Source organism: Azospirillum sp. Marseille-Q6669 (assembly GCF_965111635.1).
The window spans coordinates 1,463,030-1,484,512 of the sequence record NZ_CBCOOP010000001.1; the positions used below are offsets into that span (position 1 = coordinate 1,463,030).

Genomic DNA, 21,483 nt, shown 5'->3' on the forward strand with positions numbered 1-21,483 from the left:
CGGGCGCGAAAGGGAGGGGAGAAGGCTCTTTACTCACCTCACGCGAAGGCCTGGATGCCGGTGATGGCGCGGCCCAGGATCAGGGCGTGGATGTCGTGCGTGCCCTCGTAGGTGTTCACCGCCTCCAGGTTCATCACGTGGCGGATGACGTGGAACTCGTCGGCGATGCCGTTGCCGCCGTGCATGTCACGGGCGACGCGGGCGATCTCCAGGGCCTTGCCGCAGTTGTTGCGCTTGATGAGCGAGATCATCTCCGGCGCCGCCTTGCCCGCGTCGAGCAGGCGGCCGACCTGCAGCGCGGCCTGCAGGCCGAGCGCGATCTCCGTCTGCATGTTGGCGAGCTTGAGCTGCGGGATCTGGTTCGCGGCCAGCGGGCGGCCGAACTGCTTGCGGTCGATCTGGTACTGGCGGGCAGCGTGGAAGCAGAACTCCGCGGCGCCCATGGCGCCCCAGGCGATGCCGTAGCGGGCGCGGTTCAGGCAGCCGAACGGGCCGACGATGCCCTCGATGTTCGGCAGGCGGTTCTCCTCCGGCACGAAGACCTCGTCCATGACGATCTCGCCGGTGGCCGAGGCGCGCAGCGAGAACTTGCCCTCGATCTTCGGCGCCGACAGGCCCTTCATGCCCTTTTCGAGCACGAAGCCGTTGATCTTGCCCTCGTCGTTCTTCGCCCAGACGACGAAGACGTCGGCGACCGGCGAGTTGGTGATCCACATCTTCGCGCCGCTGACGATGTAGCCGTCCGCGACCTTCCTCGCGCGGGTCTTCATGCCGGCGGGGTCGGAGCCGGCGTCCGGCTCGGTCAGGCCGAAGCAGCCGATCCACTCGCCGGTGGCGAGCTTGGGCAGGTACTTCTCGCGCTGGGCCTCGCTGCCGTAGGCGTAGATCGGGTGCATGACCAGCGAGGACTGCACCGACATGGCGGAGCGGTAGCCGCTGTCCACCCGCTCGACTTCGCGGGCGACCAGACCGTAGGAGACGTAGTTGACGCCGGCGCAGCCGTAGCCGTCGATGGTGGAGCCGAGGAAGCCCAGCTCGCCCATCTCGTTCATGATCTCGCGATGGAAGATCTCGTGCCGGTTGGCCTCGGTCACGCGCGGCAGCAGCTTGTCCTGGCAATAGCTGCGCGCGGCGTCGCGGATCATCCGCTCGTCCTCGGTCAGCTGCTCGTCGAGGAGCAGCGGGTCTTCCCAGGCGAAGGAAGCGAGCTTGGCGGAGGCGGCTCCGGTCTTGGCGGCCATGTTTGAAATCTCCCTAGGTCCGATGCGCCCCAACATGGCGCGGCCGCTTTCATGGTTCAAATACATTTATCAGAGGACTTTAATATGATTCCCATATAAGATACTGGCATGGACCTGCGCCATCTCCGCCATTTCGTCGCCGTCGCCGAGGAGCTGCATTTCAGCCGTGCCGCCGCCCGGCTGGGCATCGGGCAGCCGCCGCTCAGCCAGTCGATCCAAGCATTGGAGGCCGAGCTGGGCGCCCGCCTGTTCGAGCGCACCAAACGCCGGGTCGAGCTGACCGAGCCGGGGCAACTCCTTCTCGGCGAGGCGCGGGAGATCCTGGCGCGGGCGGAGCGCGCCGCCGTGCTGACCCGCCGCGCCGCCAAAGGCGAGGTCGGTGAACTGCGCGTCGGCTTCACCGCGGCGGCCCCCTTCCTGCCGATGGTGCCGCGGATCATCGACGCCTACCGCCGCGCCCACCCCGACGTGCATCTGACACTGGTCGAGCTGCCGTCCAAGCAGCAGTTGACGGCGCTGGCCGACCGCCGGCTCGACGTCGGCTTCATCCGGGAGCCGCGCTTCGTCCCCGAGCCCGAGTCCTTCCGCTTCCACGACGTGGTGCGGGAACCGCTGCTGGCGGTGATGCGCGCCGACCATCCGCTGGCCGGGCGGGAGGTCGTGCCGCTGGCCGCGCTGCGCGACGAGCCCTTCGTCTTCTACCCCGCCGATTTCGGCACCAGCACGCACGAGCAGGTTTTCGCGCTGTGCGCCGCCGCCGGATTCCGTCCCAACGTGACCCAGGACGCGCGCGAGGCCTTCACCATCATCGGGCTGATCGCCGCCGGGCTGGGCGTGTCGATTCTGCCCGGCCAGCTTCGGCAGGTGGCGCTGGAGGGGGTGGTGTACCGGCCGCTCGACACGCCGGACGCCGTCACCACCCTGCAACTGGCCCAACGGAGTAACGAAAGTTCGCCCCTGGTGAAAAAATTCACCGGCCTCGTCGAACGGATCGTTCCGTTTGTTCCACCCATCTCCGGCGTCTAACCGACGACTCGGGAAAAATCGCCCGTCCAAACCCCGAGCCTCCCAAAGTCTGGGTTTTCAAGCGGTCAAGGAAGGAGCAAACTCCCGTTCAAACCGCGTGCACGGCCTTCGCAGATGCACAAAATTTCGTCAGACCGATGCCGAACCGTTGAATTGATCACAATGCGAGCATCGGGCTTGTCGAATTTATTAAACGGGTATACCGTCTGGCCCATTGCATAGGTCCTGTGTCGGGAACGCAACCCTGACCTGGGACCTCGCTCGGGACACCTCGGACGGGGGGAGGATGATGGACGGCGGCATGGTCACGACCGCACAGGCACTGGTGCGCTTCGTCGGGGTCCAGAAGACCTATGACGGCGAACACCTCGTGGTGAAGAACCTCGACCTCGACATCAAGAAGGGCGAGTTCGTCACCCTGCTCGGCCCTTCGGGCTCGGGCAAGACGACCACGCTGATGATGCTGGCCGGCTTCGAGGTCCCCACCCACGGCGAGATCTACCTCGCCGACCGGCCGATCAAGAACATGCCGCCGCACAAGCGCGACATCGGCATGGTCTTCCAGAACTACGCGCTGTTCCCCCACCTGACGATCGAGGAGAACGTCGCCTTCCCGCTGACCGTGCGCAAGATGCCGCGGTCCGAGGTGAAGGAGCGGGTGCGCTCGGCGCTGCGCATGATCAAGCTGGAGAACCTGGCGCACCGCCATCCCGGCCAGCTGTCGGGCGGCCAGCAGCAGCGCGTGGCGTTGGCCCGCGCGCTGGTCTTCAACCCGCAGCTCGTCCTCATGGACGAACCGCTGGGCGCGCTGGACAAGCGGCTGCGCGAGCACATGCAGCTCGAGATCAAGCAGCTGCACGAGACGATGGGCATCACCGTCGTCTACGTCACGCACGACCAGAGCGAGGCGCTGACCATGTCGGACCGCATCGCTGTGTTCAATGACGGCATCGTGCAGCAGATCGACAAGCCGGACGCGCTGTACGAACGCCCGGTCAACAGCTTCGTCGCCAACTTCATCGGCGAGAACAACGTGCTGAGCGGCACCGTCGAGAATATCGAACAGGGCTTCTGCCGGGTGGCGCTGGCGTCGGGCGGCTCGGTCGTGGCCCAGGCGATCAACGTCGCCGGTACGGGTGCCGCCACGGCGCTTTCGGTCCGGCCGGAGCGCATCAGCATCCTGACCGACGGGCAGGCCCCGGACGGCATGAACGCCCTGCCCGCCCATGTCCAGGACACCATCTATCTCGGCGACCACGCGCTGGCCGTGCTGAAGGTCGCCGGCAACGGGGAATTCATGGTCAAGCTGCCGCCGGGCGCCCACGCGGGCCTCAGCCACGGCCAGAGCGTGTCCATCGGCTTCCGCCCCGAGGACTGCCGGGCGCTCGATCCCGTGTGATCGGCCGCACCCGTCCGTCCGGTCTCTCCGGGAGGGGGGACCGGGGGCGCGCAACACCTCCTGACGCAACCACACATAATGAAGGAACGGGGACGATGTCGAAGCTTAAGGTGGCAGTTGGGTTCCTTGCGACGTTCACCGCCGGTGTGGCGCTGGCCACCGCCGCGCAGGCCCGCGACCTGACGGTCGTGTCCTGGGGCGGCGCCTATCAGGAAGCCCAGAAGAAGGTCTATTTCGAGCCGTTCAAGAAGGCCGGCACCCCGATGAACGACGAGTCCTGGGACGGCGGCATCGGTGTGCTGCGCGCCAAGGTCCAGGGCGGTGCGGCGACCTGGGACGTCGTGCAGGTGGAGAGCGAGGAACTGGCCGTCGGTTGCGAAGAGGGCCTGTTCGAGACGATGGAGTTCAACCGGATCGGCGGCGAGCAGGCCTACCTGCCGCAGACCGTCGATGCCTGCGGCGTCGGCGCGATCGTGTACGACTTCGTGCTCGGCTACGACAAGGACAAGCTGAAGGACGCGCCGAAGAGCTGGGCCGACTTCTTCGACACCACCAAGTATCCGGGCAAGCGCGGCCTGCGCCAGGGCGCCAAGACCACGCTGGAAATCGCCCTGATGGCCGACGGCGTCGCGCCGAAGGACGTCTACAAGGTTCTGGGCACCGAAGAGGGCCTGGAGCGCGCCTTCAAGAAGCTGGACACCATCAAGAACGACATCGTCTGGTGGAAGGCCGGCGCGCAGCCGCCACAGTTGCTGGCCTCGGGCGAGGTGGCGATGACGTCCGTCTACAACGGCCGCATCGACGCCGCAAACAAGGCCGAGAAGAAGAACTTCGGCATGGTGTGGAACGGCGCGCTCTACACCATCGACAGCTGGGTGATCCTGAAGGGCAGCCCGAACAAGGAAGCCGCCTACAAGTTCCTCGACTTCGTCGGCAAGGCGGAGAACCAGGCCAAGCTGTCCGAGAACATCGCCTACGGCACCTCCAACAAGGACGCCCCGTCCAAGCTGGCGCCCGCCGTCCTGAAGGACCTGCCGACCGCTCCGGACAACATGAAGAACGCGGTCGAGATCAGCGTTCCCTTCTGGCTGGAGAACATCGACCGCCTGACCGAGCGCTTCAACAAGTGGGCGGCGAAGTAAGCCGCTGAGCAGTGCCCCCACCCTAACCCTCCCCCGCTTCGCAGGGGAGGGGATCAATCTCCCTCCCCTGCGAAGCGGGGGAGGGCCGGGGTGGGGGCCCACCTCGACCACCACACACGTCTCTACCGCATTTTCGAAATAGGCCGCCCATGACAGCCGCGTTCGTCGCCGGCGCCGATGCGTCGTCCGAGGTGCCTCTCAAGCGCCGCCTGAAACGGGCGGAGCGGACGCGCCGGCTCAAGGCCCTGGCGCTGATCCTGCCGCTCCTCCTCTTCCTGCTCTTCACCTTCCTCGGTCCCATCGCCGGCATGCTCTGGCGGTCGGTCGACGACTGGGAGGTGCGTCAGGTCATGCCCCACACCGTCGCGGCCCTGGCCGACTGGGACGGCAAGGACGTTCCGGGCGAGCCGGCCTTCGCCGCGCTGGCGGGCGACATCCGCACGGCGCGCGACGCCGGCACCGTCGCCATCGCGTCCAAACGGCTGAACTACGCGCTGAACGGCTTCCGCACCATCATGTCGGGCACGGCGCGCAACCTGAAGACCCTGCCCGAACCCGGCACCGCCAAGGACACCCTGATCGGCATCAACCCGGCCTGGGGCGAACGCGCCACCTGGGCGGCGATCAAGGGCGCCAGCGGGCCGCTCACCAGCTTCTACCTGCTGGGGGCGCTGGACCTGACGCGCAACCTGGACGGCGCCATCGTCGCCGCCCCCGAGGAGCAGGCGATCTACCGCGACGTCTTCGGGCGCACCTTCACCATCAGCTTGGGCGTGACGGTCCTCTGCCTGATCCTGGGCTTCCCGGTCGCCTACATGCTGGCAACGCTGCCCACGGGCCAGTCGAACGTCCTGATGATCTTCGTGCTGCTGCCCTTCTGGACCTCGCTTCTGGTGCGCACCTGCGCCTGGATCGTCGTGCTGCAGAGCGAGGGCATCGTCAACGACAGCCTGCGCTGGATCGGCCTGATCGACGAGCCGCTGCGGCTGATCTACAACCGCTTCGGCGTCTATGTGGCGATGACGCACGTGCTGCTGCCCTTCATGATCCTGCCGCTCTACAGCAGCATGCGGTCGATCTCCCCGGCCTACATGCGGGCCGCGGCGTCGCTCGGCGCCTCGCCGGTCACCGCCTTCCTGCGCATCTACCTGCCGCAGACCGTGCCCGGCATCGGGGCGGGCAGCCTGCTCGTCTTCATTCTGGCCATCGGCTACTACATCACGCCAGCCCTGGTGGGCGGCGCCGCCGACCAGATGATCAGCTACTTCATCGCCTTCTACACGACGGAAACCGTCAACTGGGGTCTGGCCTCGGCGCTGGGCGCGGTGCTTCTGCTCGCCACGCTGCTGCTCGCCGTCGTCTATGGAAAGCTGGTCCACGGCCAGCAGGTCACGGGAGGGATGAAGAATTGAGCCAGAACCACTCCCCCCGCACCACAAGCCAGCGCGTCGCCTGGATCACCACCGTGGTCGTCGCCTCGCTGGTGCTGGTTTTCCTGATGGCGCCGATCCTGGCGATCATGCCGCTGTCCTTCAGTTCCGGCTCCTACCTGACCTACCCGCTGCCGGGCCTGTCGCTGCGCTGGTACGAGGACTTCCTGAATTCCCCGCGCTGGGTGTCGTCGCTGAAGAACAGCGTCATCATCGGGGTGGCCTCGACCATCCTGTCGATGGTGCTGGGCACGCTCGCCTCGCTCGGCCTCGCCCAGTGGAAGAGCAAGTTCAAGCCGCTGGTGCTGGCCATCGTGCTGTCGCCGGTCGTCGTGCCGGGCGTCATCACCGCGGTCGGCCTGTACTTCTTCTTCGCGCCGCTGGGTCTGACCGGCAGCTACGCCGGCCTGATCCTGGCGCACACCGCGCTGTCCACGCCCTTCGTGGTCATCACGGTCAGCGCGACGCTGCAGAGCTTCGACATGAATCTGGCGCGGGCCGCGGCCTCGCTCGGCGCCTCGCCGATCTACGCCTTTCGCCGGGTGATCCTGCCGCTGATCCTGCCGGGTCTGGCCTCGGGCGCCCTGTTCGCCTTCGCCACCAGCTTCGACGAGGTGGTGGTGGTGCTGTTCATGGCCGGTCCGGAGCAGCGCACCCTGCCCCGTGAGATGTTCAGCGGCATCCGCGAGAACATCAGCCCGACCATCACGGCGGCGGCGGTGATCCTGACGACCATCTCGGTCATCCTGCTCGCCACGCTGGAGGCGCTGCGCCGCCGCAACGAGCGGCTGAAGGGCAACCTGCGCTGAGCCTCATTCTGAGGAATTCAACCCTCTCCCCTCTGGGGAGAGGGTGGCCCGAAGGGCCGGTGAGGGGGTTGCGCTTGTGCCGGACACACCGCCACGCGCACCCCCCTCACCCTACCCCTCTCCCCAGAGGGGAGAGGGGACGGACTATGAAGAGGGAATTACAGGTACGGCGGGGTGCAGGCGCTGATGATTTCGCATTCCTCGTCGCCGACGTTGCGGAAGCGGTGCGGAATGCGGCTGTCGAACAGATAGGCGTCGCCGGGACCGAGGATCTCCTTGCGGTCGCCGACGGTCAGCTCGATCCGGCCCTTGATGACGACGCCGCCCTCCTCCGATTCATGCTGGAGCATGGTACGCCCGCCGGTGTCGGCGCCGGGGGCGTATCGCTCGTGCAAGACCTGGAGGTTGCGGCCGTGCAGGTCGCCGACCTGCCGGAAGGACATGAAGCCGACCCGGCTCTTCACCAATCCGGTCAGTTCGACCAGATCGCTGCCCTTGAAGAAGATCTGCTCGCGCGGCGGCAGGTCGTCGGAGGAGAAGAACTCCGCCAGGGTCATCGGAATGCCCTGGAGCACCTTGCGCAGCGAGGAGACGGAGGGGCTGCACCGGTTCTGCTCGATCAGCGAGATGGTGCCGTTGGTCACGCCCGCCCGTTGCGCCAACTGGCGCTGGGACAGGGCGTGCGCTTCGCGAACCTGCTTCAGGCGCGCGCCCACGTTGAAATCGACAGCGTCCACATCCATGGATCGGTTCCTCGCTCCTGACCGGAAGGCATACCGGATTCGCGTGTGTGCGTCATCAAAAACTCAACACCCGATTAGGGTTGTTTAATTTATTAAACATGGGTACGCTCCCTTCACATCGCAAATCGAGGCTGATTCCCATGCTGTCGCTGAACGACCAGAGCCTTCTTCGGACACAAGCCTATGTGAACGGCGCGTGGCGCGACGCCTTCTCCGGCAAGACCTTCGCGGTCACCAACCCGGCGACGGGCGAGGAGCTGGCCCAGGTCGCCGACGTCGGCGCGGAAGAGACGCGGCAGGCCATCAACGCCGCCGACGCCGCCCTGCCGGCGTGGCGCGCCAAGACCGCGAAGGAGCGCGCGGCCATCCTGCGCCGCTGGTTCGAGCTGATCATGGCGGCGCAGGAGGATCTGGCCGTTCTGATGACCCTGGAGCAGGGCAAGCCGCTGGCCGAGGCCCGCGGCGAGGTCGCCTACGGCGCCAGCTTCATCGAGTGGTTCGCCGAGGAGGGCAAGCGGGTCTACGGCGACGTGATCCCCAGCTTCGCCGGCAACAAGCGCATCGTCGTCCTGAAGGAGCCGATCGGCGTCGTCGCCGCGATCACCCCGTGGAATTTCCCCAACGCGATGATCACCCGCAAGGTCGGCCCGGCGCTGGCCGCCGGCTGCACCATCGTCGTCAAGCCGGCGGAGGACACCCCGCTGTCCGCCCTGGCGCTGGCCGAACTGGCCGAGCGCGCGGGCGTTCCGGCCGGGGTGTTTAACATCGTCACCGGGTCCGACCCCGTCGCCATCGGCGGCGAGCTGACCGCCAGCCCGATCGTGCGCAAGCTGTCCTTCACCGGCTCGACCGAAGTCGGCAAGATCCTGATGCGGCAGTCCGCCGACACGGTGAAGAAGGTGTCGCTGGAGTTGGGCGGCAACGCGCCCTTCATCGTGTTCGACGACGCCGACCTGGACGAGGCGGTCAAGGGCGCGCTCGCGTCCAAGTACCGCAACTCCGGCCAGACCTGCGTCTGCGCGAACCGCCTGCTGGTCCAGGCCGGCGTCTACGACGCCTTCGCCGCCAAGCTGGCCGAGGCGGTGAAGCAGATCCGCGTCGGCAACGGCATGGAGGCCGGCGTCACCCAGGGCCCGATGATCAACGGCCAAGCCGTCGAGAAGGTCGAGGAGTTGATGGGCGACGCTCTGGCCAAGGGCGCCAAGGTCGCGCTCGGCGGCAAGCGCCACGGCCTGGGCGGCACCTTCTTCGAGCCGACGATCCTGACCGGCGTCACCACCGAGATGCGCGTGGCCCGCGAGGAGATCTTCGGTCCGGTGGCCCCGCTGTTCAAGTTCGAGACGGAGGCCGACGCCATCCGCATGGCCAACGATACCGAGTTCGGACTGGCCGCCTATTTCTACAGCCGGGACATCGGCCGGGTGTGGCGCGTGGCCGAGCGGCTCGAATATGGGATGGTCGGCATCAACGAAGGCATCCTGTCGACCGAGGTCGCGCCGTTCGGCGGCATCAAGCAGTCGGGCATCGGGCGGGAAGGCTCCAAGTACGGTGTGGAGGACTTCCTGGAGATCAAGTACCTGTGCGTCGGCCTGGGCGCCTGACGCCATCCTTTCCAATCGGGGGTTTGAGATGAGCAACCAGTCCTTCCAGGATCGTCGCAACGCCGCCGTTCCGCGCGGCCTCGCCAACGCCATGCCGGTCTATGTCGACCGCGCCGAGAACGCCGAGCTGTGGGACGTCGAGGGCAACCGCTTCATCGACTTCGCCGGTGGCATCGCGGTGCTGAACACCGGCCACCGCCATCCGAAGATCATCGAGGCGGTGAAGGCCCAGCTCGACCGCTTCACCCACACCTGCGCGATGGTCACGCCCTACGAGTCCTTCGTGACCCTGGCGGAGCGGCTGAACGCGCTGGTTCCGGGTTCCACGCCGAAGAAGACCGCCTTCTTCACCACGGGTGCCGAAGCCGTCGAGAACGCGGTGAAGATCGCCCGTGCCCACACGGGCCGTCCGGGCGTGATCGCCTTCAGCGGCGCCTTCCACGGCCGCACGCTGCTGGCGATGGCGCTGACCGGCAAGGTCGTGCCTTACAAGGTCGGCTTCGGTCCCTTCCCGGCCGAGGTCTACCACGCGCCCTTCCCCAACGCCTACCGCGGGGTCAGCGTCCAGGACAGCCTGAAAGCGCTGGAGCAGCTGTTCAAGTCGGACGTGGACGCCACCCGCGTCGCCGCGATCATCGTGGAGCCGGTGCAGGGTGAGGGCGGCTTCAACATCGCCCCGACGGAGTTCCTGCAGGCCCTGCGCAAGATCTGCGACGACAACGGCATCCTGCTGATCATCGACGAGATCCAGACCGGCTTCGCTCGCACCGGCAAGATGTTCGCCATCGAGCATTCCGGCGTCGAGCCCGACCTGATGACCATGGCGAAGAGCCTGGCCGGCGGTTTCCCGCTGTCGGCGGTCACCGGCAAGGCGGAGATCATGGACGCCCCGATCCCCGGCGGCATCGGCGGCACCTACGCTGGCAGCCCGCTGGCGACCACCGCGGCGCTGGCCGTGCTGGACGTCATCGAGGAGGAGAAGCTGATCCAGCGCTCCAACGACCTGGGCGAGCGCATCGCCGGCCGCTTCCGCACCATGGCCCAGCGCAACACGCTGTCGGTGATCGGCGACGTGCGCAACCTGGGCGGCATGATCGCCATGGAGCTGGTGAAGGACCGCGGCACCAAGGAACCGGCGCCGGAGCTGACCAAGGCGCTGGTCGCCAAGGCGGCGGAGAAGGGCCTCGTTCTGCTGTCCTGCGGCACCTACGGCAACGTGATCCGCATCCTGGTTCCGCTGACCGCGTCGGACGCGCTGGTGGACGAGGGCCTGGACATCATCGAGCGCTCCCTGGAGGAGCTGGTTTCGGCCTGAAGCCGCGACCTGATCCGTCAGTCCCGATTTTTCAGTGAAGTCCCCAGACTGCACGCCCTCCTTCCCGCAAGGGAAGGAGGGTTTCTTTTTGTGCGCCCGCCCGCCCACGCTTTAGGATGAGGGCGCGGATCGAGGGGACGGGCTCATGGCCGGCGGGATCGACATCGTCATCATCAAGAAGAACGGGCTGGGCGACGCCGGGGCCAGCGTCTTCGCCGAGGTCGCGGAAACCCTGTGCTTCGCGCTGCGCCGCCTGGGCTTCGACGCGGACATCGTGTGGAACCGCGTCGGCCGGCGACGCCGCGCCATCGTCCTGGGCGGGCACGACCTGACGGCGGAGGAAGGCGACCGGCTGCCCAGCGGCACCATCCTGTACAATCTGGAGCAGATCGCCACGCTGCACCCGCGCAACGCCCATTACCTGGACCTGCTGCGCCGCTGCCGGGTGTGGGACTACAGCCCGCGCAACATCGCCGATCTGGCCGGCCAGGGCATCCGGGCGCGCCTCGTCCCCATCGGGCATGTCGACGAGATGACCCGCATCCCGAACAGCCCCTCCCCCGGCATCGACGTGCTGTTCTACGGCGCCGTGAACCCGCGCCGCCGCGCCGTCCTCGACGCGCTGGGCGAGCGCGGGCTGACCGTGGTCAGCCTCCAGCATTATTACGGGGCGCTGCGCGACCGCTTCGTCGCCGACGCGAAGCTGGTGCTGAACCTGCATCACTACGAGGCGGGCATCTTCGAGATCGTCCGCGTCTCGCACCTGCTGTCGAACCGCAAGGCGGTGCTGGCCGAGCGCCACCCCGACACCGAGATCGACCCCGACCTGCTGGACGCCATGGCCTTTGCCCCCTACGACGGGCTGGTCGAGGCCGCCTGCGCGCTGGTCGCCGACGGTGCGCGGCGGGCGGCGCTGGCCGAGGCGGGGTACCGGCGCATGAGGGACCGGGACGCGGTGGCGCTGATGCGCGGCGCCGCCGCGGACCTCGGTCTTTCACACGGCGAGGCCGGCGCGCTCACCGGCTCCTGAAGCGCCCGCTCACAGCTCGACGACCGGAGCGAACCCGCCGAAGATCAGCCGCTTCCCATCGAAGGGCATCGGATTTTTCTCCGCGCTGAACCGCTCGTCGGTCTTCATCAGCTCTTCCATCCGCTTCATGGCGGCGTCCCGCGTCGCCTTGTCCGGCCATTCGATCCAGGAGAAGACGACCGTCTCGTCGTCCGTCGCCTGCACCGCCCGACGGAAATCGGTGAGCTTGCCGTTGGGCACATCGTCGCCCCAGCATTCGAGGACGCGCGTCGCGCCAAGCTCCTTGAACACGCTGTCGGCCTTGTTCGCGTGGTCGATGAAAGCCTGCTTGTTGGCGGTCGGAACCGCGATGACGAACCCGTCGATGTACGCCATGTCTTTCCTCCCTTGTTTGTTTGAAGCTTCGCCCCCGTCCGTCAGGACGCCGCCGCGTCCGGGCATTTCGCGCCGGTGTGGTTCAGCATCCAGGGCGTGCCGAAGCGGTCGGTGACCATGGCGAAGCGCTCGGCCCAGAAGGTCTCGCCCGGCGGCATCTCCACGGACCGGGCGTCCTTCGCCAGCACCGCGAAAATACGGTCGAACTCGGCGAGCGACGGCGGGGCGATCTGCACCCGGAATCCCTGTGGCTTGCTGTACATGCTGTCCGGCGAGTCGGACGCCATCATCGTGGTCGCCCCCAGCTTCACCATCATGTTCATCACGAGGTGATCGCCACCGGGCATCCGGCTGTCCGCGTCCGGGGCATCGCCGTTGCGGAACACATAGACGACCTCGCCGCCGAGGGTCTCGGCGTAGTGGGTCATCGCCTCCAGGCAGGTCCCGTTGAAGAACAGGTAGATCGTCGGTTCCATGGTGTCGTTTCCTCCCGGTCAGGCTGTTCTTGGGTCAGAGCGTTTTAGCCAGGGCTTCGAGCTGGTCGGTCGCTTTGCCCCAGCCTTCGTGGAAGCCCATCTTCTCGTGCTCGTCGCGCGCCTCGGCGCTCCAATGCATGGCGCGCGCGATGTAGAGGGTATTGCCGGCGCCCGCGTCCTCGAACCGAACCTCGGCGGTCATGAAGGCCCGGCCCGACGGCCGCCAGCCGGGGCGGAACGCGTCGGTGAAGACCAGACGCCGACCCTCCTCCACGTCGAGGAAGACGCCGGGTTCACCGAAGGACTCGCCGTCCGGGCCGTTCATCAGCGTGAAGAACTCGCCGCCCGCCCGCAAGTCGATCCGCGCCTTGGACACCCACCAGGGCTTGGGGCAGAACCACTGCTTCAGCAGCTCGGGTTCGGTCCAGCAGCGCCACAGCGCGCCGCGCGGCGCGTCGAGGCTGCGGGTCAGAACGAGGTCGCGCTCAACATCCGTCATGGGGAGTCCCTTTCGAACGGGGCTGTGAAAAGAGCAACATGAGGTAGCGTTTCAGGTGGTCGACGCTGTCCAGCGCCTCCTCGCGCCCGCCCATCGCCTTGGCGAGGATGAAGGCGCCCTGGAGCACGGCCTGTGTGTGCCGCGCGAGGCTCGCCGGGGTCCAGTCGGCCTCGATACCGTGCGCCGCCATGGCCGCCGCGATGTCCGGTTCGAGCGTCGCCGCGTGGCCGAAGATGCTGGCCGCGCAGGCATCGCGGATCGCCGGATGCGACCCGTAGACTTCCTGCGTCATGGTCCCGACGAGGCAGGTGAATTCGGCGGGATCGCCGTCGATGATCGCCTTGCGGAAGTCGACATAGCCGAACAGGCGGTCGAGCGGGTCTTCGAGCCGGTGGTACGGCGCGTTCGCGAAGAAGGCCGAGGTGGTTTCCGTCCAATAGGCGGCAGCGGCGACGCCGAGCGCTTCCTTGGTCTCGAAGTGATGGAAGAACGCGCCCTTGGTTACCCCCGCCGCCTTGCAGAGATCATCGACGGAGGTCGCCGCGAATCCCTTGGCGCGGATGACGTCCCGCGCCGCTTCGAGAAGCCGGGTGCGGGCATCGCCGCGTTCGGGGTGATGTTTGGCTGGTCTCGGCATGGGCGGAAGCATACCGAACGGTTGGTATGTACGTCAAGGGTGAACAGTCGCCGCCACGACATCCGGCATGGCATTCGAACGTGGAGAATTTCCAACTCTCCACGTTCGTTCACTTAACTTGAAGTCAACAGTTTATTTATTCCCGACACGTCGCAGCGCCGACGTGTCGGGAAACTGCTCAGCCACGTCGGCCAAACGGTCTACAAGATCCGCAAACCATCCTAGAATTTCCCCATCGGGATCGCGAATATCAAGAAGTTCAGGCGTCATTTTTTTCGCCGCTTCGCTATTCAGTCTCCTTTTCACTTTACTGACTTTTTGCTTTTTATCATGTTCGCTCACATCCACCCAGGCTTTTGTCGATTCGGAAGCGGCGTGCACCTGCTCGGCCACCAAGGCAGGAACGTCGTCTAAGTCACCGAATTCAACTTCGACATTCATTGCATCTCGAATTGCTTGTGGGTGAAGATAATTTTCGATCTCACGCTTCTTAGTTAAACAACCCCAATGTCCATCATTAATAACTTTTTGAATATGAGCTTCATACTGAGGCGGCTGATTATCATCGCGGTCATAAATATGCATTTGTGGAGTAGAGAGCCTCTCGAGGTAACGGCGATCCACCCAATGCTTTAGATTTCCACCACTCAACATAATGATACCGATTCGAGGATCATCTTCAATATGCGGAATAATAGGAAAATTTGGCCTCAGCACGTCGGCAATGTTTGAAAGAAAATCAACATCAGTTGGCCCTTCCACACACAAAAGGACGCGCACTCGTCCATCAGGCAAAACACCCAATGTCTTCGCCACCTCCGCAAGCACCTCATCGCTCCCATGCCGAACCGTAGGCACCAAACTATTTTTAGACCGCGAAATATATCGTATAGCTTCAATCGGCAACAGTCTGGCGATAGCCGGAACATGGGTTGTTACAATGACCTGAGCATCACCTTGATCTACTAAATTTCGCAGAGCTTTGATCAACATAACTTGATTAGAAGGGTGTTGAGAGTTTTCTGGCTCTTCCACAGCGTAAATAATATTTGGCGACCCACTGCTCTCTTGACGGCGCTCAGCCTCAGCTCGGAAAAAATTCAGCAGGATCAACCGACGGACACCGCTTCCACGCTTATCGATTGGGATTCCGTTATCGTCAGCTAATGTTAGCTTAAAGCCATCCCATTTCGGCTCTGCCTTGAAATTTGGCTGGAGTTCAGCCGCAAGCTCTGGAGCCATATCCTTGAGCTTTTCTAGTGTTCGCTCAGCCACTTCAGTCGCTTGCGCGCGTACCTTCTCACGGATACTTTCTAACTCCTCTTCAACTGACTTGATTGCCTCTTGCACTGCCAGCTTCATGGGATCTTGAACTTCACTATCGTCAACTTTGTTGGGTCGGTCAGCTTGAAATAAAGCGAACGAAGGCAAAAATTTCTGCAACTGTTCCCAAACTTTCTTTCCTTCTTCCGCATCCATCGGCACCAATTGAGGCTCCGGAAAGAGTTCTTTAACATGCGTGTATATAGCTCTCCGGAGTTCAACATTTGAGCGCTTATCAACCGCTTGCAGGTCGGCACCAAGGCTTTCAGCTCTTTTCTTTAGATCAGCTTGCTTTAAGCTGAGGAGGTCTCGAACTCCATCAGCCGCAGGAAATAAAGCGGAGGCAAACACACTCACTTTTGGCGTTCTAGGCGTGCAATCGATTTGCTTGACGATGCGCAAAAGCCCACCTTGACCAAGAAGGTGCTCATCCGCCACCGTTGTTTTCGATTTAGAATCGATAATAATTTCCTCAGGAAGATCATCAAATGCACACTCTATTTCAATAACTTTGTTTGTATTTTTTACACAAACGTCTGAAGAATCAACTTTAACCGTTGAGTTATTGAAAAATATCTCAAGAGCTTCGAGCAAGGTGCTCTTGCCAACATCATTCCGACCGATGATTGACGTGAAATCGCCAATCTCTAATTCAGTCCGAGTGCTATAGCCACGGAAATTGGTGATTGCAAGCTGACGGAGCCGCATATTTTCCCCCATTGGCAACCATGGCCTGGGAGTTGACCCCTTAAGGCTACGCTCCAGCCGCTCTTTAAATACCTTATTGCGGTTGAAGACTCTATGGGAAAATTCTGAAAACGAGAGCTTATCGACCATTGCGCTACACTTTAGCGCATGAATGTTACGCCCTTACACGCCTCAGCCAATGGGCAACGTTACAAAACACATCCATTGGCTTGTATATATCGCAGAATTCTGGCCAACCACTTTCTCCTAATGATCACCAGATTTCATCCTCTCCAAAATGGAGTCAAAATCCATGAATAATCCTCAATAATTCGTACACATCCGTTCAATGTAAAATGAAATGCGACTGTTCAGTATGCTAAAGCCGACAAGTCTCTGAAGTCCCCTTGGGAGCTGAAATAGATTATTATGCACTCAACAACGGCCCTGTCCGCCGCAGCGTCGTTCCCGCCACCTTGGCGATCCGCTTGCCCGCCAGGGTGAAGCGGGTCGCGCTGTGGGCGTAGAGCACGCCCGCCGACTCGCAGCGCACCGGGGTCACCTCGCCGGTCAGCGGGTCGAGGATGTCGGCGACCACGGCGCCGGCCTCCACTCGGTCGCCCGCTTTGTGGTGGAAGACCACCACGCCGCCCACCGGGGCGGTCAGCGGTTCGGAGGATTCCAGCGGGGTCGGGGCGCACAGCGGCTCCGGCAGGGCCGGCGGTTCGCCGGACAGGACGCCGGCATGGGTGAGGAAGCCGGCGATGGCCTGGGCGTCCGCTTCGCCCTGGGCGTGCTCCACGTCGGCCTGGCCGCGCAGCTCCACGGTCACGGAATGGCAGCCGAAGGGGATCGGGCGGTCGGGCCAGCGCTTGGCAAGCTCGTTCCAGGGGCGGCTGACCGCCTCGTCGAAGGGGTCGCCGCCGGATTCCTCGGCCAGGAAGACGGCCTGCGCGCCGAGAAGCCGCTGCAACGGGGCGAAGGCCTCCGCCGAGGGCGTCAGGGTGTAGAGGTGCATCACCGCTTCCAGGTCGCAATGCAGGTCCAGCACCCAATCGGCCTGGAGCGCGAGGCCCAGAAGACGGTGCTTCATATGCTCCGTCTCGGTGCGCGGGGTGCGCTCGGCCAGGGCGTCGGCCAGGGCGGCGCGGATGGCGGCCTTGTTGGCCTCGCCGTCGTCGGTCAGGCGGTCGGCCACGCGCTCGGCCACCGCCTCGGTCAGGTGGGGGTAGTCGCGGTTGAAGTTCTTGCCGTCGTCCTGGTCGAAGCGGCCCAGATGATGGTCCATCAGCGACTGGCCCAGCCCCACCGGGTTGGCGACCGGGACGAGGATGACCTCGCCGGCGATCCGCCCCTCGGCCTCCAGCGCGGTCAGGATGCGGCGCAGCTTGTCGGCCACCAGCATCGCCGGGATCTCGTCGGCGTGCAGCGACGCCTGGATGTAGGCGCAGGGCCGCGCGCCCGCCGTGCCGAAGCGCTGAACGGTCAGGGTCCGCCGGGTGCCGGGGGTGGCGGACGGGAGGTCGATGATGGCGCTGTGCATGGCGGATCGCTGCCGGATAAATGATAAGCCCGCCCCCACCGTGGCGAAGGCCGGGGCGGGCCGCAAGCGCCTTTTGCGCCAAGCTGCTTTTACGAAAGGGCGGTGCCCGTCAGCACGGCGTCGAATTGCTCCAGCGCCCAATTGACCTGCTCGCGGGTGATGACCAGCGGCGGGGCGATGCGGATGGTGTGGTCGTGGGTGTCCTTCGCCAGGACGCCGCGCGCCCGGAGATCCTCGCAATAGCGGCGCGCCCCGCCCGCCTCCGGGTGAAGCTCCACCGCCAGCATCAGGCCGCGCCCGCGTACCGCGCGGATCACGTTGCTGCGGATGGCGCCGAGCTGCTCCAGGAAATAGGCGCCCTGGGCGGCGGCGTTGTCGATCATGCCCTCCTCCACCAGCACCCGCATGGCGGCGCGGGCGACGGCGCAGGCCAGCGGGTTGCCGCCGAAGGTGCTGCCGTGCTGGCCGGGCTTCAGCACGCCCAGCACCTCGGAGTTCGACAGCACCGCCGACACCGGGTAGAAGCCGCCGGACAGCGCCTTGCCGATCAGGGTGACGTCGGCCTCCACCCCCTCATGCTCCTCGGCCAGCAGCTTGCCGGTGCGGCCCAGCCCGGTCTGGATCTCGTCCAGGATCATCACGACGTTGCGCTCCGTGCACAGGTCGCGCACCCGGCGCAGATAGCCGGCGGGCGGGATGACCACCCCGGCCTCGCCCTGGATCGGCTCCAGCAGAACGGCCACCGTGTTGGGGGTCATCGCCGCCTCCAGCGCCGCCGCGTCGCCGAAGGGCACGGTGCGGAAGCCCGGCGTGAAGGGGCCGAAGCCGCCGCGGGCGTCCGGGTCGGTGCTGAAGCTGACGATGGTGATGGTGCGGCCGTGAAAATTATCCGAGCAGACGATGATCTCCGCCTGGTTCTCCGGCACGCCGCGCACCTCGTAGCCCCACTTGCGCACCGTCTTGATCGCCGTTTCCACCGCCTCCGCCCCGCTGTTCATCGGCAGGATCTTGTGCGAGCCGGTCAGCGCCGCCAGTTCCTCGTAGAACAGCGCCAGTTGGTCGTTGCGGAAGGCGCGGGAGGTCAGGGTCAGCTTCGACGCCTGTTGCACCATCGCTTCCAGGATTTTCGGGTGGCAATGGCCCTGGTTGACGGCGGAGTAGGCCGACAGGCAGTCGAGATAGCGGTTGCCGTCGGTGTCCCAGACATACACGCCCTCGCCGCGCGCCAGCACGACGTCGAGCGGCTTGTAATTGTGGGCGCCCAGGCGGTGTTCGGTCCCGATCAGGTCGGCGGCGTGCTGAAGCATGGCGTTCTCTCCGGTCTGGGTGTTTTTTAAACGGCTTGGCCGCCGATCTGCGATTGGGTGACGGCGGGGTCGATGATGCGGCGCCCGAACAGGCTCGCCACCAGATCGACCAGCAGCAAGGCGCTCTTGCCCCGCTCGTCGAGGAAGGGGTTCAGCTCCACCACGTCCAGCGAGCCGACGACGCCCGCGTCGTGCAGCATCTCCATGATGAGGTGCGCCTCGCGGTAGGTCGCGCCGCCCAGCACCGCCGTGCCCACCGCCGGCGCGATGGCGGGGTCGAGGAAATCCACGTCCAGGCTGACATGCAGATGGCCGCCGGCCTGCCGCACCCGCTCGATGATGCGGCGCATGTGGACACCGACCCCGTGCTCGTCGATCAGCCGCATGTCCACCACGTCCACCCCGCGGGCGCGCAGCAGGCGCCGTTCGCCGGAGTCGAGGGAGCGGATGCCGAACAGATGGACGTGCGCCGGGTTCACGGTGGCCCGCTGCTCCGGCGGAAACACGTCGTCGAAGCCGTCCTCCCCGCACAGCAGGGCCACCGGCATCCCGTGCATGTTGCCGGACGGCGAGGTGTGGGGCGTGTTGAAGTCGCCGTGCGCGTCCAGCCACAGAACGAACAGCGGCGTGCCGGCCTCCCGGCAATGGCGGGCCACCCCGGTGACCGAGCCCATGGACAGGCTGTGGTCGCCGCCCAGGAAGACCGGCACGCCGCCCGCCCGCATCATGGCGTAGGAGCGGTCGGCCAGCGCCCGCGACCAGGCGGTGATCTCCGCCATACGGGCCGTGGCGGCGTCGCCATCGCTCCAGGGGTCGGGGGTGAGGTCACCCAGGTCGCGCACCTCGTGCCCCAGCTCGCGCAGGGCGCGGACCAGCCCCGCCGTGCGCAGCGCCGCCGGCCCCATCAGGGCGCCGGGATGGCCGGCCCCCGCCTCGATGGGAACGCCGATGATCTCCACGAAGCGCTGATCGTCCCAATCCCCCGACGCCATGCCGCCCCTCTCCCTGTGCGATCGTGCCTCCCATGACTATCGGGGGCGGAGCAGGCGGCAGAAAGACGGAAAAGTGCCAACGAACGGCGGCATTTTTGACAGTTTGCCAAGCCCGGCTTATCATTTTGGCATGGACGACCTGGACCACCGCCTGCTGGGCCTGCTGCGCGCCGACGCGCGCCAGCCCGTTGCCGGCCTCGCCGCCGCGCTGAAGGTGTCGCGCGCCACCGTGCGCGCCCGCATTGACCGTCTGGTCGAGAGCGGGGTCATCGCCGGCTTCACGGTGCTGCTGCGCAAGGATCTGCGGCCCGCCATGGTCCGGGCCATCACGATGATCGAGGTGGAGGGCCGCGCCGCCGAGGCGGTCATCGCCCGCCTGCATGGCTTTCCGGAGGTGCGGACGGTCTACACGACCAACGGACGCTGGGACGTCGTCGCTGAAATCGAAACGGAGTCGCTGGAGGCCTTCGACGACACGCTGCGCCGCGTCCGGCAGATCGCCGGCATCGCCTCCACCGAGACCAGCATCCTGCTCTCCGCCCGCAAGGCGGTGCTGTAGGCTTCGTGTCGCCCCGTTGGTCGACAAGACCCGACACGGATTTCACGGATTGAACCGGATTTCACGGAGTCCTTCGGCGCGGCGCAGTTAGGGCAGACGTGCGCTCGGATTGAAAAAATCCGCGCAATCCGTGTCTGAATCCGTGAAATCCGTGTCGAATATTGCCCGCTTGTCCTGCGCGTCGCGTTCAGACGATGAACTTGGTCAGCCGCCGAGCCCCGCCAGCACGCCGCCCAGAAGCGGCTGGCCGAACAGCGCGCCCAGCGCGAAGCCGACGATCAGTCCGACCGCCGCCGCGAGCAGCGCCCGGCCGCCACCGCCCTTGGGCGCCTCCGCTCCCGCACCGCGCCCGTTGCCGCCGCCCGTGGACTCGTCGCCCTCGTCCGGCGCCGCCGCGCGGCGGGCGCTGTAGGAGGAGTCGGTGTCGGCGTGCCACGCGCGGATGCGGTCCTGCGCCGGCTTCAGCTGCTCGTCCGTTGGGGAGGAGCCGCGACCGTGGACGATTTCCCAGCCCAGCGCCAGGAAGCGCGTGGTCGTCCGCCCCTCCGGGCTGAAGATCGCGGCGGGCATCCGGCGGTAGGTCGCCTTCACCACGTCCACGTCGTAGGGGATCGCCGTGCGGAACATCAGCTCCGGGAATTCGGAGCGCAGCAGGGTCAGCGATTCGCGCCCGACCTCGTCGTTGGTGATCGACAGCATCAGGATGCCGGCCACCGACAGGTTGGGGTTCATGCCCTTCTGGATGTGCTCGACCACCGACAGTGTGCGCTTCAGCCCGTCCAGCGCGTAGCGCCCCGGAAAGACCGGAAGCACCAGCCGGTCCGACGCCGCCAGCGCGCCCGCGGCCAGATGGCCGAGCGCCGGCGGGCAATCGATCACCACGTAATCCGGCGGGTTGCGCGAGAAGTGCAGCGCCTTGCGCAGGCCGCGCTGCGAGCCGCCGCGGGCGTCCAGCGCGTGTTCCAGCGAATAGAGCTTCCGCGCCCCGACGATCATGGACAGACCGTCGAAGCTGGTCGGGGTGATGGCGTCCTCGACGAAGGTGTCCTGGCTCAGCAGGTCGTTGATGCCGACGCGCGCCTTCTCCCGCAGCAGGAAGTTGCTGGTGGCGCTGCTCTGCGGATCGAAGTCGATCAGGACGACGCTTTTGCCCAGCGCGGCCAGCGCCAGGGCGAGGTTCACGGAGGTGGTCGTCTTGCCGACGCCGCCCTTCTGGTTGTACACCGCCAGGATGGTCGGCTGCCGCGTCTCCGGCGCGTCGAAGACGTCTTCGTGGCTGGTCATGTCCATTCCGCTTCGTCGTTTCGCGGGTGTTCGTCCTGCGGGCCAAGAGCCGCCGAAAGCGGCGC

General features: G+C 65.6%; 20 protein-coding genes. 9 read left to right on the forward strand and 11 right to left on the reverse strand.

Translation table 11 applies throughout. From position 1 onward, the window contains the following. Positions 1-38: 38 nt before the first annotated feature. Positions 39-1,241 (reverse strand): acyl-CoA dehydrogenase, encoded by a 1,203-nt coding sequence (locus ACWPXE_RS06395; protein ID WP_454017131.1) that lies wholly within the window; start codon positions 1,239-1,241, stop codon positions 39-41. A 108-nt stretch (positions 1,242-1,349) separates the two neighbouring features. Between ACWPXE_RS06395 and ACWPXE_RS06400 the strand changes: the two genes are divergently transcribed. From ACWPXE_RS06400 to ACWPXE_RS06420, 5 genes are all read left to right on the forward strand, one after another. Next, positions 1,350-2,267: a LysR substrate-binding domain-containing protein gene (locus ACWPXE_RS06400; protein ID WP_454017132.1), complete on the forward strand. Its 918-nt coding sequence runs from the start codon at positions 1,350-1,352 to the stop codon at positions 2,265-2,267. A 301-nt stretch (positions 2,268-2,568) separates the two neighbouring features. Beyond that, positions 2,569-3,666, forward strand: a complete 1,098-nt coding sequence (locus ACWPXE_RS06405; protein WP_454017133.1) for an ABC transporter ATP-binding protein — start codon at positions 2,569-2,571, stop codon at positions 3,664-3,666. Between the two features lie 95 nt (positions 3,667-3,761). Next, entirely contained in the window at positions 3,762-4,808 is a 1,047-nt protein-coding gene (locus ACWPXE_RS06410; protein WP_237905276.1) for an ABC transporter substrate-binding protein, read from the forward strand. Between the two features lie 149 nt (positions 4,809-4,957). After that, positions 4,958-6,220 (forward strand): ABC transporter permease, encoded by a 1,263-nt coding sequence (locus tag ACWPXE_RS06415; protein ID WP_237905277.1) that lies wholly within the window; start codon positions 4,958-4,960, stop codon positions 6,218-6,220. Further along, a complete protein-coding gene (locus ACWPXE_RS06420) occupies positions 6,217-7,047 on the forward strand; it encodes an ABC transporter permease (RefSeq protein ID WP_186453036.1) in 831 nt (276 codons plus the stop codon). The genes ACWPXE_RS06415 and ACWPXE_RS06420 overlap by 4 nt, the downstream gene beginning before the upstream one ends. A gap of 158 nt (positions 7,048-7,205) precedes the next feature. Here the strand turns inward: ACWPXE_RS06420 and ACWPXE_RS06425 are convergent, their stop codons facing one another. Then, entirely contained in the window at positions 7,206-7,790 is a 585-nt protein-coding gene (locus ACWPXE_RS06425) for a cupin domain-containing protein (protein WP_183180380.1), read from the reverse strand. Positions 7,791-7,930: 140 nt separating this feature from the next. On the opposite strand from ACWPXE_RS06425, the gene gabD reads away from it, so the two are divergent. From gabD to ACWPXE_RS06440, 3 genes are all read left to right on the forward strand, one after another. After that, positions 7,931-9,391, forward strand: coding sequence for an NADP-dependent succinate-semialdehyde dehydrogenase (gabD, locus tag ACWPXE_RS06430; RefSeq protein ID WP_454017134.1), 1,461 nt, complete (start codon positions 7,931-7,933; stop codon positions 9,389-9,391). A gap of 28 nt (positions 9,392-9,419) precedes the next feature. Then, a complete protein-coding gene (gene gabT / locus ACWPXE_RS06435) occupies positions 9,420-10,706 on the forward strand; it encodes a 4-aminobutyrate--2-oxoglutarate transaminase (RefSeq protein WP_454017135.1) in 1,287 nt (428 codons plus the stop codon). Positions 10,707-10,851: 145 nt separating this feature from the next. Further along, positions 10,852-11,736 carry a hypothetical protein gene (locus tag ACWPXE_RS06440; RefSeq protein WP_454017136.1) on the forward strand — a complete coding sequence of 295 codons (885 nt, stop codon included), beginning with the start codon at positions 10,852-10,854 and terminating at the stop codon, positions 11,734-11,736. Between the two features lie 9 nt (positions 11,737-11,745). On the opposite strand, the gene ACWPXE_RS06445 is transcribed toward ACWPXE_RS06440, so the two are convergent. The 8 genes from ACWPXE_RS06445 to rocF form a co-directional block, all read right to left on the reverse strand. Further along, positions 11,746-12,111, reverse strand: a complete 366-nt coding sequence (locus tag ACWPXE_RS06445; protein ID WP_454017137.1) for a DUF1428 domain-containing protein — start codon at positions 12,109-12,111, stop codon at positions 11,746-11,748. A 41-nt stretch (positions 12,112-12,152) separates the two neighbouring features. Continuing rightward, positions 12,153-12,587, reverse strand: coding sequence for a VOC family protein (locus ACWPXE_RS06450; RefSeq protein WP_454017138.1), 435 nt, complete (start codon positions 12,585-12,587; stop codon positions 12,153-12,155). Positions 12,588-12,621: 34 nt separating this feature from the next. Next, positions 12,622-13,086: an SRPBCC family protein gene (locus ACWPXE_RS06455; RefSeq protein ID WP_454017139.1), complete on the reverse strand. Its 465-nt coding sequence runs from the start codon at positions 13,084-13,086 to the stop codon at positions 12,622-12,624. Beyond that, on the reverse strand, positions 13,073-13,723 hold the full coding sequence (locus ACWPXE_RS06460) for a TetR/AcrR family transcriptional regulator (RefSeq protein ID WP_454017140.1): 651 nt from the start codon (positions 13,721-13,723) through the stop codon (positions 13,073-13,075). Before ACWPXE_RS06460 ends, ACWPXE_RS06455 begins: the two co-directional genes overlap by 14 nt. A gap of 132 nt (positions 13,724-13,855) precedes the next feature. Next, positions 13,856-15,883, reverse strand: a complete 2,028-nt coding sequence (locus tag ACWPXE_RS06465; protein ID WP_454017141.1) for an ATP-binding protein — start codon at positions 15,881-15,883, stop codon at positions 13,856-13,858. Between the two features lie 277 nt (positions 15,884-16,160). Then, complete coding sequence (locus tag ACWPXE_RS06470; protein ID WP_454017142.1) at positions 16,161-17,276, reverse strand: M14 family metallopeptidase; 1,116 nt, start codon at positions 17,274-17,276, stop codon at positions 16,161-16,163. Positions 17,277-17,365: 89 nt separating this feature from the next. Next, positions 17,366-18,583 carry an ornithine--oxo-acid transaminase gene (gene rocD / locus ACWPXE_RS06475; RefSeq protein ID WP_454017143.1) on the reverse strand — a complete coding sequence of 406 codons (1,218 nt, stop codon included), beginning with the start codon at positions 18,581-18,583 and terminating at the stop codon, positions 17,366-17,368. A 26-nt stretch (positions 18,584-18,609) separates the two neighbouring features. Then, on the reverse strand, positions 18,610-19,575 hold the full coding sequence (gene rocF, locus ACWPXE_RS06480) for an arginase (RefSeq protein ID WP_454017144.1): 966 nt from the start codon (positions 19,573-19,575) through the stop codon (positions 18,610-18,612). Between the two features lie 130 nt (positions 19,576-19,705). Here rocF and ACWPXE_RS06485 point away from each other — a divergent pair, with 130 nt between their 5' ends. After that, positions 19,706-20,134: an Lrp/AsnC family transcriptional regulator gene (locus tag ACWPXE_RS06485; RefSeq protein ID WP_454017145.1), complete on the forward strand. Its 429-nt coding sequence runs from the start codon at positions 19,706-19,708 to the stop codon at positions 20,132-20,134. A gap of 204 nt (positions 20,135-20,338) precedes the next feature. Here ACWPXE_RS06485 and ACWPXE_RS06490 read toward each other — a convergent pair whose 3' ends face one another. Further along, positions 20,339-21,418: a ParA family protein gene (locus tag ACWPXE_RS06490; protein ID WP_454017146.1), complete on the reverse strand. Its 1,080-nt coding sequence runs from the start codon at positions 21,416-21,418 to the stop codon at positions 20,339-20,341. Positions 21,419-21,483 lie beyond the last annotated feature (65 nt).